Source organism: Flavobacterium mekongense, from assembly GCF_047038255.1.
GTDB lineage: Bacteria > Bacteroidota > Bacteroidia > Flavobacteriales > Flavobacteriaceae > Flavobacterium > Flavobacterium mekongense.
Genome location: NZ_CP174374.1, coordinates 1,982,531 through 1,997,584 on the forward strand (window position 1 = coordinate 1,982,531; position 15,054 = coordinate 1,997,584).

General features: G+C 37.3%; 16 protein-coding genes. 3 read left to right on the top strand and 13 right to left on the bottom strand.

Translation table 11 applies throughout. The features are described from left to right. Window positions 1-49 precede the first annotated feature (49 nt). Together ACJG85_RS08490 and can are read left to right on the top strand one after the other, a co-directional pair. On the top strand, window positions 50-1,690 hold the full coding sequence (locus tag ACJG85_RS08490) for a SulP family inorganic anion transporter (protein WP_409679276.1): 1,641 nt from the start codon (window positions 50-52) through the stop codon (window positions 1,688-1,690). Window positions 1,691-1,716: 26 nt separating this feature from the next. Beyond that, window positions 1,717-2,361: a carbonate dehydratase gene (gene can, locus ACJG85_RS08495; protein WP_412476126.1), complete on the top strand. Its 645-nt coding sequence runs from the start codon at window positions 1,717-1,719 to the stop codon at window positions 2,359-2,361. Window positions 2,362-2,366: 5 nt separating this feature from the next. Here the strand turns inward: can and ACJG85_RS08500 are convergent, their stop codons facing one another. Genes ACJG85_RS08500 through ACJG85_RS08525 form a run of 6 tightly spaced genes read right to left on the bottom strand, consistent with a single transcriptional unit; the run spans window position 2,367 to window position 7,031 of the window. Beyond that, window positions 2,367-3,329 (bottom strand): sodium-dependent bicarbonate transport family permease, encoded by a 963-nt coding sequence (locus ACJG85_RS08500; protein WP_412463855.1) that lies wholly within the window; start codon window positions 3,327-3,329, stop codon window positions 2,367-2,369. Window positions 3,330-3,335: 6 nt separating this feature from the next. Continuing rightward, entirely contained in the window at window positions 3,336-4,292 is a 957-nt protein-coding gene (locus ACJG85_RS08505; protein ID WP_412476127.1) for an L-threonylcarbamoyladenylate synthase, read from the bottom strand. Between the two features lie 3 nt (window positions 4,293-4,295). Then, the gene (locus tag ACJG85_RS08510) at window positions 4,296-5,132 is read right to left on the bottom strand and encodes a DUF6671 family protein (RefSeq protein ID WP_412476128.1); all 837 of its coding nucleotides are present in this window, start codon (window positions 5,130-5,132) and stop codon (window positions 4,296-4,298) included. Further along, window positions 5,132-5,413, bottom strand: a complete 282-nt coding sequence (locus tag ACJG85_RS08515; RefSeq protein WP_324690809.1) for a hypothetical protein — start codon at window positions 5,411-5,413, stop codon at window positions 5,132-5,134. Before ACJG85_RS08515 ends, ACJG85_RS08510 begins: the two co-directional genes overlap by 1 nt. 1 nt (window position 5,414) lies before the next feature. Beyond that, a complete protein-coding gene (locus ACJG85_RS08520; protein ID WP_412463858.1) occupies window positions 5,415-5,591 on the bottom strand; it encodes a hypothetical protein in 177 nt (58 codons plus the stop codon). A 3-nt stretch (window positions 5,592-5,594) separates the two neighbouring features. Then, a complete protein-coding gene (locus ACJG85_RS08525; RefSeq protein WP_412476129.1) occupies window positions 5,595-7,031 on the bottom strand; it encodes an NADP-dependent isocitrate dehydrogenase in 1,437 nt (478 codons plus the stop codon). A 96-nt stretch (window positions 7,032-7,127) separates the two neighbouring features. Here ACJG85_RS08525 and ACJG85_RS08530 point away from each other — a divergent pair, with 96 nt between their 5' ends. Further along, a complete protein-coding gene (locus tag ACJG85_RS08530) occupies window positions 7,128-8,051 on the top strand; it encodes a LysR family transcriptional regulator (protein WP_412463860.1) in 924 nt (307 codons plus the stop codon). Here ACJG85_RS08530 and ACJG85_RS08535 read toward each other — a convergent pair. The 7 genes from ACJG85_RS08535 to ACJG85_RS08565 form a co-directional block, all read right to left on the bottom strand. Continuing rightward, window positions 8,048-9,244, bottom strand: coding sequence for an LETM1-related biofilm-associated protein (locus ACJG85_RS08535; RefSeq protein ID WP_412476130.1), 1,197 nt, complete (start codon window positions 9,242-9,244; stop codon window positions 8,048-8,050). The genes ACJG85_RS08530 and ACJG85_RS08535 overlap by 4 nt on opposite strands. 71 nt (window positions 9,245-9,315) lie before the next feature. Continuing rightward, window positions 9,316-9,891 carry a YdeI/OmpD-associated family protein gene (locus tag ACJG85_RS08540; protein WP_412476131.1) on the bottom strand — a complete coding sequence of 192 codons (576 nt, stop codon included), beginning with the start codon at window positions 9,889-9,891 and terminating at the stop codon, window positions 9,316-9,318. Window positions 9,892-9,897: 6 nt separating this feature from the next. Then, window positions 9,898-10,425: a superoxide dismutase family protein gene (locus ACJG85_RS08545; protein ID WP_412463863.1), complete on the bottom strand. Its 528-nt coding sequence runs from the start codon at window positions 10,423-10,425 to the stop codon at window positions 9,898-9,900. A 69-nt stretch (window positions 10,426-10,494) separates the two neighbouring features. Further along, entirely contained in the window at window positions 10,495-11,019 is a 525-nt protein-coding gene (locus ACJG85_RS08550; RefSeq protein ID WP_412476132.1) for a hypothetical protein, read from the bottom strand. A 116-nt stretch (window positions 11,020-11,135) separates the two neighbouring features. Beyond that, the gene (locus ACJG85_RS08555; protein ID WP_412463865.1) at window positions 11,136-11,534 is read right to left on the bottom strand and encodes a response regulator; all 399 of its coding nucleotides are present in this window, start codon (window positions 11,532-11,534) and stop codon (window positions 11,136-11,138) included. Beyond that, window positions 11,531-13,036, bottom strand: a complete 1,506-nt coding sequence (locus ACJG85_RS08560) for a PAS domain-containing sensor histidine kinase (RefSeq protein WP_412476133.1) — start codon at window positions 13,034-13,036, stop codon at window positions 11,531-11,533. Before ACJG85_RS08560 ends, ACJG85_RS08555 begins: the two co-directional genes overlap by 4 nt. Before the next feature lie 208 nt (window positions 13,037-13,244). Next, the gene (locus ACJG85_RS08565) at window positions 13,245-15,035 is read right to left on the bottom strand and encodes an acyl-CoA dehydrogenase family protein (RefSeq protein ID WP_412463867.1); all 1,791 of its coding nucleotides are present in this window, start codon (window positions 15,033-15,035) and stop codon (window positions 13,245-13,247) included. Window positions 15,036-15,054 lie beyond the last annotated feature (19 nt).

Below are 15,054 nucleotides of genomic sequence, written 5' to 3' on the forward strand. Positions count from 1 at the left end.
TTAAGCTTGTATCAACAGGTGTTTTTATGTATTAAATTAATTTATTGGAATGACAAAAAAAATCAATCTTTTGGCAAACCTTAAATCTGATTTTGCTTCAGGTTTAGTGGTTTTTTTGGTGGCTTTACCTTTGTGTTTAGGTATCGCCTTGGCCTCGGGCGCACCGCTTTTCTCAGGTATTATTTCGGGTGTAGTGGGAGGTATTGTAGTGGGGTATTTGAGTACTTCACACTTGAGTGTTTCCGGTCCTGCAGCAGGATTAACAGCTATAGTTTTATCAGCCATAACCGATTTAGGGGCTTTTAATATTTTTTTGACAGCCGTTTTAATCGCCGGGTTAATTCAATTATTATTGGGTTTTTTAAAAGCCGGTTCTATTTCAAACTTCTTTCCCAACAACGTTATTGAAGGAATGTTGGCCGGTATAGGTGTGATTATTTTTTTGAAACAAATTCCGCACGCCTTTGGATATGATAAAGACTTTGAAGGAGACGAATCTTTTGTGCAACCCGACGGTCAAAATACTTTTTCTGAACTTTTTTCTTTACTCGATCATATACAGTTGGGGTCTTTTATTATAACGGTCATTTCCTTAACCATATTGATAGGATGGAATAAAGTTGATTTCTTAAAAAAAATCAAGTTGGTTCCACCGGCTTTGATAGCTGTTATTGTGGGTATTTTAGTCAATGAACTTTTTATTCAAACGAGCAGTGGTTTGGCTATAAGTGGTGAGCATTTGGTTAAATTACCGGTTCCGACATCGATCGAAGAGTTTCAGAGTATTTTTGTATTACCCGATTTTTCGGCTTTTACCAATCCCAAGGTTTGGATAGTCGGTGCTACCATTGCTGTCGTGGCCTCCATAGAAACGCTATTGTGTATTGAAGCAGCAGACCGTATGGATTCGCAAAAGCGTTATACCAATACTAATGTTGAGTTGAAAGCACAGGGGATTGGCAACATAGTGAGTTCACTTTTAGGTGGTTTGCCAATGACCTCTGTTGTGGTAAGAACATCAGCCAATAGCGATGCCGGCGCAAAATCAAAAATGTCAGCCATTATACATGGCATATTGTTGCTTGTTAGTGTTTTGGCCATTCCGGCATTGTTGAATAAAATTCCTTTGGCTACATTAGCAGCAGTATTGCTGTTGGTAGGGTATAAATTGGCCAATCCGAAAACTGTTAAGCATTTTTGGAAAAAAGACAAGATTTACCAATTTATTCCTTTTGTTTTGACGTTTGTAGCAGTAGTTTTGACTGATTTACTCAAAGGTGTTGCTTTGGGAATGATTGTCAATATTTTATTTGTATTGATTGGCAACTCAAAAAGAGCTTATCGTTTTCGCAAAGAAGAATACAGTGAAGGAGATGTTATTCATATTGATTTGGCGCAGGAAGTTTCATTTTTAAACAAATCGGCCATCAAATCAACTCTAAATGAGATACCTGAAAACTCAATAGTAATTATTAATGCGACTGATACGGTTTATATTGCTCATGATGTTTTGGACTTAATTAAAGAGTTTAAAAAAATTAAAGCCAAAGAAATGAATATAAATGTTACCTTAGTTGGCTTTAAGAAAGCATATAAGCTTGAAGATTCAGACGGTAATAAAAATACAGTTACCATTGAGCATCGTTACAATGTAATGAAGCGTAAAATGGAACCTGTTTTTAAACAATAAGACATAATACTTAACCAATAATAACAATGAGCAGCGATTTTTATAAAAAGATTTTAGACAATAATAAAAAGTGGGTTGAATCCCAATTGGCTTTAGATAAGGAGTATTTTAAAGATTTGGCCAAAGGACAACAGCCGCCTTTGTTGTGGATAGGATGCTCGGATAGTCGTGTTCCTGCTAACGAAATCATCGGTGCCAAACCTGGAGAAGTCTTTGTACACAGAAACATAGCCAATATGGTTATCCATAGCGATATGAATATGCTTAGTGTATTAGATTACGCAGTTAATGTGCTTAAAGTAAAACATGTAATTGTTTGCGGTCACTACGGTTGTGGTGGTGTTAAAGCTGCTATGGGAAACCAATCTATTGGTTTGATTGACAACTGGATTCGCCACATCAAAGATGTTTATCGTTTACACGAAGAGTATCTGAATTCCTTCGCCGATGAAGATGAACGCTTCAACAAGTTCGTGGAAATTAATGTTCAGGAACAAGTTTTTGATTTGGCTAAAACATCAATTGTTCAAGGAGCATGGAGAAACGGACAGGATTTAACACTTCACGGATGGACTTATGGTTTGAATTCCGGTTATGTAACAGATTTAGGCGTAAACATGAGTTCTAATGATGAGCTTGATGAAGTATATCGTTTGAAATTCTCCAACTAATACTATCAGGTATTTAAAATCACGGTAAGATAAATCGGCATTCCGAAAGTAATGTTGAATGGAAAAGTTACGGCCAAGGCCATGGGGAGAAATAAACCCGGATTGGCTTTGGGCGCTACAATTTTCATAGCGGCAGGAACAGCAATGTAGGAAGCACTCGCAGCTAGAATAGCCAAAATAAATCTGTTACCGACTTCATGAGTTACCCACTGACTGGCCACTGAGGCCATTACGCCGTTAATCAGCGGAATGACGAAAGCAAATACCATAGGAGACCAGCCGCTCTTGAAAAAGACATCCAATTTTTTGCCGCTGATAATACCCATATCTAATAAAAATATGGCCAAAAAGCCCTTGAAAATGTCAGTGGTAAACGGTTTGATTCCCATAGCTTGTTGGTCGCTGGCTAAATAGCCGATTAATAAGCTACCCAGAATCAGCAAAACACTTCCATTGGTTAATGAGTGTCGGATAACCGGACTTAATTTCGCTTTGACAGTTGTTTTTTTATCGTACATTCTCATCAAAATTACACCAACGATAATCGCAGGAGCTTCCATCAAGGCCATAATGGCTACCATATGTCCGCTGTAATGGTATTTTTGAATTTCTAAAAAAGAAACAGCTGTTACAAAAGTTACGGCGCTAACCGAACCATAAGCTGCAGCAATGGCACCCGAATTTTCAATGCTGAATTTTTGTTTCAAAATAAAGAAACAATATATGGGAATTATAATGGCTATGAAAACACCAAACAAGGCTGACCAAATGATTTCCATGTCAAAATGACTATGCGCCAACTCTTGTCCGCCTTTAAAACCAATAGAAAAAAGTAAGTAAAGCGAAATGAATTTGGAAGTGTTTTGCGGAATTTCCAAATCGCTTTTCAAACGAGCGGCAACAATTCCTAAGATAAAAAATAATAGGGCAGGATTGGTTAAATTGTCTAAAAGTAAATCTAAATTCATAAGTGGTTATTTCGTAGCACGATTTAATCTGTCGTTGATTGATTTTCCCAAGTTTTCATCAGGAAAACGTTCGGCTACTATTAAGTTTAAGTTCATTTTATCTAATCGGTGCATGGCCTGATATAAGTTGGCAGCCGCTTCTTTAAAGTCTTTGCGCTTCGACAGAATTTCTTGGTGCATCACTTTGGGGTTTGCTGTTCTTTTGTAAAAAGCGATGCTTCCTATTTTAGGTACGTTATTTTCTTTTAGAAAGTCATCTAAGTCATCAACCAAAATTGTTTTGGTTTTGGGCGCATAATGTTTCAGCAACATACCCGGTGCCTCGGGAGCAGCTTCATTGGTGTTCATTACTTTTATTTTACCTACAACGGCTTCAATTTCTTCAATGGAAATGGCACCCAATCGATACACTACGGGTTCTTCATCATCGAATCCTACTATCGTAGATTCTATACCACTTTCACATAAACCACCATCTAAAATTAAAGGCAAGCTGTCTTTAAAATATTGGGCTACATGTTCAGCTGCTGTCGGGCTAATAGACCCAAAAGGGTTGGCACTTGGTGCTACCAAGGGGAAGTCGAGCAATTTCAGCAGCGACAGTGTTAGCGGATGATTGGGCACACGAACGGCTACAGTATTTTTCCCGGCAGTAACTAAGTTAGGGACATTCCCTTTTTTCTTTACCACTAAGGTCAGTGAACCCGGCCAAAATGCTTCAGCCAATTGGTAAGCCTTAGCCGGTATATTTTCGGCTATGTTATTGAGTAATTCTTTGGAATGTATATGAACAATTAACGGATTGAACAACGGTCTGTTTTTGGTCTCAAATATTTTTTTGATAGCAGTTTCGCTGAAGGCGTTTCCGGCTAATCCGTAAACGGTTTCAGTAGGAATGGCTACCAAGTTATCTTGTTCAAGTATGGTTTTAGCTTTGCGGATGTCGGTTGAAATATTGTTCATGATTTAAGGGTTGCAATGGTCGCAATACATTGGGTCTTCGTATTGGATATTTCTCGGGTACTTTTTTTCTTCGGTATGATTGCAATTTTTACATTGGTAAATATGACTTAAGGTAGAGCGAGTAGGAAGCAGGCAATTATAGCAGGGTAAGCCTGCTTTTATTTCACTTACGTCAAATCCCGGATAATCACAGACAGGACAAGCGGTCTTAATTTTAGTGATTAGTTTGTTGGTAACCTTTTCAATTACTTTCATCCGAGTAGGATTGTACATCGCACGCATATCAGTTTCAGCATAAGCTGTTCCGAATTCATTCATCATACTATTAAAATGCTGTTGGAGTTCTTTCCAATCTTGGATGTTTTTTACAACTTTACTAAAGTTTTTTTCCGCAGGTTTGAGTATGATTCCGTGTGAAGGAAATTGCACTTTGAAGGCAAAAGCTTCCAAATCTCTTATGTTGTTGATGATTTCTCCTTGAAAATTGGTGTCTGTGCTAATTTCTCTGGCTACAATTTCTATGTTGTTTCGATAATCTTTGAGTAACATCCATTCATCATCCGCATGCGCAAAAAAGATAGTAGGATGAGGACCAAACGAACCTTCACTGGCCACAACCAAGTCGGCACCGACAGCTTTGTGAGCAAGGTCACATTTGTCGTGTAGGGTTTCAATAGTGTTCTTTTTCCTGGCAATTTCTCCCGAAAATGTGCCCAAACTATCGGTGTCAAATTCATCAGAAGTGAAACAGTGTACTCCGAATGCGTCACTAAACAACGGAGCAATCACTGTTTCTTTCCGATGCTTGGTAGCAATGAGAAGATTTCTTCCTCCAAACATTAGGCTTCTTCGAGTCTTATGGTAATCGTACTATTAATAACCAAATTAAATTTGTTCGATTCTGTCTCAGCTATCAAATTCTTGACTGCTTCTTTTGTTGCTATAAGCTCTTGAATACGTTTTTTGGAATGCTCGATATCACGATTAAATCGGATATGTTTGCTGAAATCTTCTCTGTTATGATAATCTATTTTATAGTTTAATAATGCGGTTAAAATTTGGTCGGCATCTTCAACGGAAAATGTACCGTCAATTAGTGTATACTCTTTTATATTGGTCATTTTACTGATTTAAAGGATTGTTGAAAGTGTGATTGGTGGCTAAAATGCCTAAGCCTAAAATAGCGTTGTTGAGAACAGAATTGCCTGTTAAACTAAGGTATAATCCGATTGATAAAGACAATAGGCAAAACACTAATTTAAGTTTGAATACTACTTTGGCGTTAAAAAATGTCTTCATAATTTATTGTCCTTGTCCTAAAGAATAGCCCGGTTTACCATCAAATTCATATAAATTCTCTGTTTTGATAACATCGATTTTAGCATCTAATGCTTTAGACAACAAATTGATGATTTCATTTTGGTGCAACAATTTGCCATTGGTAGGTTTAAAACGACAACGCCAGTGATCGGTGCAGTAGGTTTCTTTAAAACCATCAGGCCAAACCTTGATACCTCTATTGGTAATCATAGTTAAATGTTTGTTTTCTGTATTGATACTTTCCAGTTTGGATGCTAACTCATTAGGGTCGGTGCCGTTCCAATGCACAAACAAGTCAACGCCAATCAATTCTTTGTTTTTCGCGGGTTTCTTTTCGTATTTTGGGAGACTCAAAACAGCGTCTTTGGCATAAGAAACCTCTTTGAGTAGTTTGGGTTTCTGTCCTAAGTTGGCTATTACCGCTTGAGCAAATTCTTTAGTACCAACTTTTTGCTTACTCACACCTTCTTTGTAAATGTCGTAGGTATGGATTCCGTCTTCTATGGTTTTAAGCCATGCGTTTTGAACTTTTTCGGCTATTTCGGTTTGTCCTATGTGGTTCAGCATCATGACAGCGCCTTCTAACAAACCCGAAGGATTGGCTACGTTTTGTCCGGCTCTTCTTGGTGCAGAACCATGAATGGCTTCAAACATGGCACATTCTTCTCCGATATTGGCAGAACCGGCTAATCCCACAGATCCTGCGATTTGAGCTGCTACATCCGACAATACATCACCATAAAGATTCAGGGTTACAATAACATCAAATACTTCCGGTGTATCCGCCATTTTAGCGGCACCGATGTCAATAATCCAATGTTCGTTTTCAATCTCGGGATACTCGGCGGCAATTTCATCAAACACTTGGTGGAATAAGCCGTCGGTTTGTTTCATGATGTTGTCTTTGGTGAAACAAGTTACTTTCTTTCTGCCGTAGACTTTAGCGTATTCAAAAGCGTAGCGGATAATTTTTTCACAACCAGGACGACTGATAAGTTTTAAGCATTGTACTACTTCATCGGTTTGTTGGTGCTCAATTCCGGCATACAAATCTTCTTCATTTTCTCGTATGATTACGATGTCCATTTCAGGGTGTTTGGTTTCCACAAAAGGGTGCAAACTCATGCAAGGTCTTACGTTTGAATACAATCCTAAGAATTTGCGTGTGGTAACATTCAAACTTTTGTAACCGCCGCCTTGCGGGGTAGTGATGGGTGCTTTTAGAAACACTTTGTTTTTGCGGATAATGTCCCATGACTCGGGAGCAATTCCAGAAGTGTTTCCGGACAAATACACTTTTTCTCCTACTTCAATTTCATCAATTTCAAGTTGGGCTCCGGCCGCTTTGATGATTTCGAGAGTGGCATCCATAATCTCCGGACCAATTCCGTCTCCTTTGGCTACAGTGATTTTTGTCATGTTTTTTTTGTTTTTTAAAGTTTGACACGGCAAAATTCAAAATTATATTTCATATATTTTTATTTATATTTGTAATGAAATACATAAACTATTTTTATGAACTTTACTTTGCACCAACTTCAAATTTTTTTGAAAATCACCCAAACCAAAAGCATAACCAAAGCAGCTGAGGAATTGTTTCTAACGCAACCGGCGGTTTCCATACAGTTGAAAAACTTCCAAGATCAGTTTGATATACCTCTAACAGAGGTTATAGGGCGGCAGTTGTATGTAACCGATTTTGGGAAGGAAATAGCTTTAGCGGCTCAAAAAATTATAGATGAAGTCAATGCTGTTAATTACAAAACAATGGCATACAAAGGGATTTTGTCAGGCAAGTTGAAATTGTCTGTGGTGTCAACAGGGAAGTATGTGATTCCTTATTTTTTGGCCGATTTTATGAAAATGAATAACGGTATTGAAATGGAAATGGATGTAAATAATAAGACCAAAGTGATTAAGAGTTTGAAGAATAACGAAGTTGACTTTGCCTTAGTTTCTACTTTACCGGATGATATTGCACTGGAATCTGAGGTTTTGATGGAGAATAGACTGTTTTTAGTTGGGCATAAGAATACGAATCTCGAGAATTTAGCGGTAAGTTCTTCTTTTTTAACCCAAGTACCTTTGATTTTCAGAGAAGACGGTTCGGCAACTAAAAATTCCATGGAAAGTTATCTGAAGCGTTATGGTATCAGTCCGAGAATGCGCATACAGTTGACTTCAAACGAAGCCGTTAAACAAGCCGTTATTGCCGGTTTGGGATATTCGGTTATGCCGTTGATAGGTTTAAAAAACGAATTAGAAAAAGGAGATGTGGTAATTTTACCGGCTGAGGGTTTGCCTTTGGTAACCAATTGGAGATTGATTTGGTTGAAAGGAAAGGCCATGAGTCCGGTAGCAGCTGCCTTTTTGCAATATATAAAAGACAATAAAGAAAGCATAAAGTTGGCTTCGTTTTCCTGGATAGACAGCTATTAGTCGTCTATGTTTTCGTTGAAAGAAGACGGCAACAGCGTAGGGATAAACTTGATTAGAATAGGTAATAACAAACCGCCGCCGGGCAACAAAAAGATAGTAAGTGAAGGTATCGTTTTACAAATGTCTAACAACTGTTTTTTGACTTTCTTCTTTTCATCTTTGTTCAAATCTTTCCGAGTAGATTTGGCCAAAAGCTGCATCAACTCTTTGCTTTCTGAAATCTCTTTGAGTAAGCGCGATTTGTTTCGGTTGATTAAAATGGCTACACTTTCCGTGGTTTGATCGTAAAAATGTTTAACAGGATTGGAAAAATTAAAATACGGAATTTCTGCCTTGTAAGTAATGATAAAGTTGTTAATGAAATGAATGCTCTCCAGAACTTTACTGTCGTCTGTATGGAGTATTTCTCCTAATTTGAACATGAAGTAACGCTCTTCATTTTCCACCTTGGCATCGCTCCACAAACTAATTCCCGCTAAATCGATAACATAGTATTTTTCAAGCTTATTGGATAAATAACTTAAATCTAAATCTTCAATGGTATTGATGTTGTTATTGCTGTATTTATTATAGCGTACTGAAGATTCAAATAGTTTGGCCAGTAAATCATCGTGAGGTGAAATACCCGTTTTCGATTTTAGCGAAAGCGACACTATACTGATGACAATATCTTCAATAATAGTAGAGTACTTTTCGGGCACATTACCTTTTTCCAAGTATTGTTTGAAAGCTAAAACATCAATAAATAGCAAGGCATTGGTTATGACATGCGAAAAATTTTTGCTGAAAATATCTTCATTGGTTTGTACTCTTTCGTGTATAATTTTCTCCAACTTACTGGAAAATGAACTGGATTCTAATACCTTTTTTAACGGATTAAATCCTCTTTGTATCATCGTATTGTAGAAAGCTACGGTTTCTTTAACAAAGTCTACATTATCATTGTTTTGTTTGACCAACCGGTACATTTGAAAAAGAGTATTCAACATGCCGATTTTGGAGATTTCCTGTGGAAGCCTATCTTCTGTTTCTATCGGTATTGAGGCATCAAAACTAACAATATGGCCAAAAATGAAACCGGTATTTCTTGTTCGGATGTAAAAATCCTCTTCGTCTTTGGGAAACGAGTGTGGCGACTGATTTTGCTCTGCAAAAAACTTGTCTATCCAACCGGGTACTGAAGGGTTAATCATCTTTCATTGTCATTTTCAGCACAAAACTAATTTATTTTTTAGAGTTGAAGGTTATGGTTTTGTAACCAAATTTAATAGGTACCTCTGGATTTGATATTTTGTTCGCAAAGAGAGACGATTTCTGCTATTCTGTTGGCCCGTGTTTCGGCTCTTTTAGCCTGATTTAACCAATATAAATAGCTTTTTCGATAGGATGGACTGAAGTTATTATAGTTTTCTAAAGCCAATGGATTTTGTTCGAAAGCCTGGATTAAATCTTCCGGCATTATGTGATTTTCAACTTCGTCCAAAGCTTCCCAAGAACCGTTTTGCTTGGCAATTGCAATTTTCTGTAAACCACTTTCGTGCATTAAATTGTCGGCGATGAGTTTTTCGATATAGGTTTTATTGAGTTTACTCCAAACACTTTTATCTTTTCTGGGAGTAAACATTTGCCTGCGGCGGTTTTCGTCTAACTTTTTAACCGTAGAATCAATCCAACCATAGCAAATAGCAACCTGAACAGCTTCTTCCCAACGCATACTTTCGATACCACAGCCGATTTTATAAAAAATCAAAAAGACTTTGGTTGCCGATTGATGGTTATTGTGCAGCCATTGGCGCCATTCTTGGGCATTCTTGAAATAAAGATATTCTTGCTCTTCCAAATAAATTTATTTGATTAATGCGGTGCAAGCTACTCTCGCTCCGGCATTTCCGGTGGGTTGGGTTACAAAATCATCCGGTTTGTCGTGAACAATTAAGCCTTTTCCTAAAATGTCTTTGGTTTCATCTCCACAGCCAATGCACCATTCATTGGTTGTCATAGTGATAGTCCCGTTACCTTCTGCATCTGCGGTAAAGTTTCCGATGTCACCTTTATGGTATTCGGCATCGCCCCATTTTCCGTGTTTTTTAAAGGTAGGATTCCAATGTCCACCGGTAGAAGTAGCATCAGTGGCAGAACAATCCGATTTTTCATGAATATGTATGGCATGAACACCGGGTTTTAAACCGGTAAGTTTGGCCGTAAAATAGACTTCGCCGTTCTTTTCTGTAAATACGGCGGTACCGGTAACATTACTTCCGCTTTTGGATTCAAAATTCAGATTCAACGTTTTACTTTTATCCGGGCTTGCCGAGCTTTTGCAGCCAAATATGACTAATCCGGCAGCAATTATTCCTAAGACTATTTTTTTCATGAGGTAATTTTTTTAAAACTTAAAGGTAACCATATCGGTTGAGTTACTCTTTAAATAAAGGGTTAAAATTTACTTAGATTTTTCACCGACAAAATAATCACTTTGGGATTTGAAAAGCACATTGAAAGTAGTTAAACTTCCGTAAATACGGGTAATGTATTGTTGCAATTCAACTTTTTCAATTTCCTCTAATTTACTGGCGTTGATTTTTTGTTCCATCACTCTTAAGCGATCACGAAGCATCACAATTTTATGAAAGAAAGTATCAATAGGCACATCTTTAGCAGCCAATCCGGGTTGTCCGGGTTCTAATTTTAAATTACCGCCTTTCCATTTGTCGCCAATGGCTACCGGTTCGCCCAAACCGTTCCATTTTTTTAGTATAGACAATAAACTTTGTTCCACATCGTAAAAACTAACGGTGTCTACCTCGTTTTCGGCAGCTTCTATCACTTCAAACTCGCTGTCGATTGCTATAGTTTCTAATCCGCCTTCTATAAAAGTCACCCAATATTCTTTGGATGATACGTTGGTTACCACACCTTTACCAAATTCTGTATGGTTAATTCTTGAGCCAATTCCTAAAAGTTTCATGATTTTGTTTTTAATGCCACTAAAATAGTAATTACTTTTTAAAAAAATACCGCTTGTGAGACAACAAGCGGTATGGATTAGTTTACGATAGATATAATCGAAACAGTTTTGTATCATCAAAGCGACAAAACAATTTCGGAAAATTTGTCTTTGGTTACGGGTTTTATAATAAAATCACTTACGTGACTCATTTTTTTAGCTTTTATAAGGTCGTGTGGCGATATAGAAGACGAACAAATGTAAATGATAATTTTTTCAGTTCTGTGGCTTTCTAAATGAGAGAACTCATCCAGAAATTGCCATCCGTCCATGATGGGCATAGACAAGTCTAAAAAGATTACATCGGGTAATTTGTAATCGGAATTGAGGTTTTCTTTTAAATAATTCAAAGCGTCCAGTCCGTTACTAAAGACTTTAATTTCTTTGACATAATCTGTTTTTTCGATGATTCGCTTGGTAATGAACACAAAAGTGTCATCATCATCAACCAGGGCAAGTAGTTCGATTTTTCTCATGTTATTTGGGATTTAAAAAGTATATAAAATGTACTGCCTTTATCAGGAATGCTCTCTATCCATATTCTGCCGCCCATAGCTTCAACTTGTGTTTTGGTCATAAACAACCCGAATCCTTTTGCATCCGGATGCTTATGGAATACTTTTCGTATTTTAAACATATTGTGTTTGTGCATTTCCAAATCAATTCCAAGTCCATTGTCAGAGATGGAGAGTATGGTTCCATCCGGGTCAACTTGAGTTTTAATATCTATTGTTATGTTTCTCTCGGGCGATTTATATTTTAAGGCATTACTAATTAAGTTGGTTAGAATACTATCTATGTAACGTTGAGGATAAGAAATGGTATTTATTTCACTAAAATCATAGTTTATTTTGGCTTTGTACATTTGTATTTGACCTTCAAATCCGTTTAAAATTTTTTTTGTGGTTTCGTTCAAGTCTATTGATGTTGATTCTATATCGGTATCTTGCCTTACTTGTAAAGATTCAACTAATTCGTCTAAAAGACCACTTAGATGATTGATTACAGGTTTTATCTTATGAAGCACTTCATTTTTTTCATTAGAATCATCACAAGAATCCATATAATCCAATAACATGGAAATGTTTACCAATGGAGCTCTCAAATTATGAGAAACTATGTTGCAAAAATCAACCAATTGTTTGTTTTGATATTCTGTATTAATCAGCATTTTAGCTATTTTTTCTTCCCCTTTTTTACGCTCTGAAATATCTGAACGAATAGCTACATACTGATAAGGTTTTCCTTGCTCATTTAAAAAAGGAACTATAGTTGTGTCTACCCAATAGGCAGTTCCGTCTTTGGCTTTATTTTTCAATTCACCTTTCCAAACTTTTCCTTTGGCGATGGTTTGCCATAGTTCCTTAATGAAACTCGCTGAATGATAAGAAGAATTAATAATCTTGTGGTCTTGTCCTAATAATTCTTCCCTGCTGTATTTTGATATTGCACAGAAATTGTCATTAACATGGGTAATAATCCCCTTTTGATTAGTGATGGCAACTATCGAAGATTCATCAAGAGCATATTTGTAATCTGAAATCTCTTTAATCTTCTTTAATAGTTCTTCCTCAGCAATCTTTCTTTCTGTGATGTCATAACGGATTGAAACATATTGATAGGGTTTACCGTTACTATCTAAAAATGGCACGATAGTAGTGTCAACCCAATATACCGAACCGTCTTTTGCTCTGTTTTTGAGTTCTCCTTTCCAAATCTTGCCTTGTGCAATCGTTCTCCAAAGATTTCTAATAAACTCTTTTTTGTGATAACCCGAATTAACAATTCGATGGTCTTTTCCTAGTAGTTCTTCCCGAGAATATTTAGATATTTTACAAAAGTTATCATTGACATGGTTTATAATTCCTTTTTGGTCTGTTATAGCTACAATGGACGATTCATCAAGTGCATATTTGTAATCAGAGATTTCTTTGATCTTTTTGAGAAGTTCAAACTCATCTCCTTTTTTTTTGCTCATACCTAAACAATTATTACTCGATACTAACTCATTTTGCTTAATTTGGATTTAAAGGTTTTATCAAATTTAAGTAAATAATTTCATATATTTTTTTAAAAAGTGTTAAATGTTTAACATTTGTTTAATATTTATCCTTAATGTGGTAAAAAAACAAAAAAACCACCTATTTAAATAGGTGGTTTTCAACACAATTAACTTAACTAAAAATCTAAAAACAATAGCTATTCTCCGCTACTAATTTAGCGGTAATAGTTTCTCTCAAGCCAACAATGTTTGGCATGTTGGTGTATTTTGTAAATCTGCGTAAGCCCATTAGCATCATGCGTTGTTCATCGCCTTCAGCAAATGAGATGATACTTTCTTTGCCTTTTTGAGTTACGATATCAACAGCTTTGTATAGGTATAACTTAGCCATTGCTATTTGTTCTTTGGCTTTGTCCTCGCCTTGCTTTTTGGCTAATTTCTCAGTTCTCAAGATAGTGCTTTCTGCGATATAAATTTCAATTAACATATCAGCAGCTGCAGTTAACAATTGCTGATGTGCGTCTAAGTCCATGCCGTATTTTTGAACGGCAGCACCGGCTACCATTAGGAAGGCTTTTTTCAATTTGGCCACCATTTCTTTTTCCTCCGAAAACAGTTCTGAATAATCCGGTGTTTCAAAAGACGGTATGCCCATTAATTCTTCTTGTACTTTCATAGCCGGGCCTAATAAGTCTACGTGACCTTTCATCGCTTTTTTGATGAGCATACCCACAGACAACATACGGTTGATCTCATTGGTTCCTTCGTATATACGAGCAATGCGCGCGTCTCTCCAAGCACTTTCCATTGGCGTGTCTTCGGAAAATCCCATACCACCGTAAATTTGGATTCCTTCATCAGCACAGTTTTGAACATCTTCGGAAACGGCAACTTTTAAGATAGAACATTCGATCGCAAATTCTTCCACACCTTTTAATTCGGCTTCTTGGTGGCTGGCACCTTCGGCTTCGCGAATCTTGATGCGATTTTCGATGTCTTTGGCAGCACGATAGGTAGCACTTTCTCCGGCGTAAGCGGAAGTGGCCATTTCCGCTATTTTGTAACGAATCGCACCAAAACTCGAAATCGGCGTGTTGAATTGAATTCTTTCATTGGCATATTGAATGGCATTAGATGTCACGCGACGTTGTGCATCCAAACAAGCCGCAGCCAATTTGATACGCCCAACATTCAAGGCATTCATAGCAATTTTGAAACCTTCGCCGCGTCCGGCCAACATATTTTCAACGGGAACTTTGGTTTCGTTGAAGAAAACTTGTCGGGTAGAAGAGGCACGAATACCTAATTTATGCTCTTCTTCATTCATAGTGATGCCGTTACTCGGATCGTTTTCTACAATAAATCCGGTAATGTTTTTATCGTCTTCTATACGAGCAAAAACGATGAAGAGTGAACAAAATCCTGCGTTGGAGATCCACATTTTTTGTCCGGTGATGCTGTAATACTTACCATCTTCTGAAAGTACGGCTTTGGTTTTACCCGAATTCGCATCCGAACCTGCGCCCGGTTCAGTTAAACAATAAGCGCCAAACCATTCGCCTGAAGCTAATTTAGGTACATACTTTAATTTTTGTTCTTCGGTTCCATACAAAGTAATCGGCATAGTACCAATACCGGTGTGTGCTCCGAAGGCTGTAGAGAATGATCCGGTAGCTCCAGAGATGTAGTCACAAACTAAACAAGTATCTACAAATCCCATTCCCATACCGCCGTAAGCTTCCGGTACCGCTACACTTAAAAAGCCCATTTCTCCGGCTTTGCGCATCATTTCTTCAGTGAAAGCATAGTCCTTATGCTCAAATCGATCTTTATTAGGCCAAATTTCTTTGTCGACGAATTCTTTTACCGAATCGCGCATCATGATTTGTTCTTCAGTGAAATCTTCCGGAGTGAAGATGTCTTCGCATTTGGTTTCTTTTACGAGGAATTGACCTCCACGAGTGATATCGCTCATAGTATATGTTTTTTTTAGT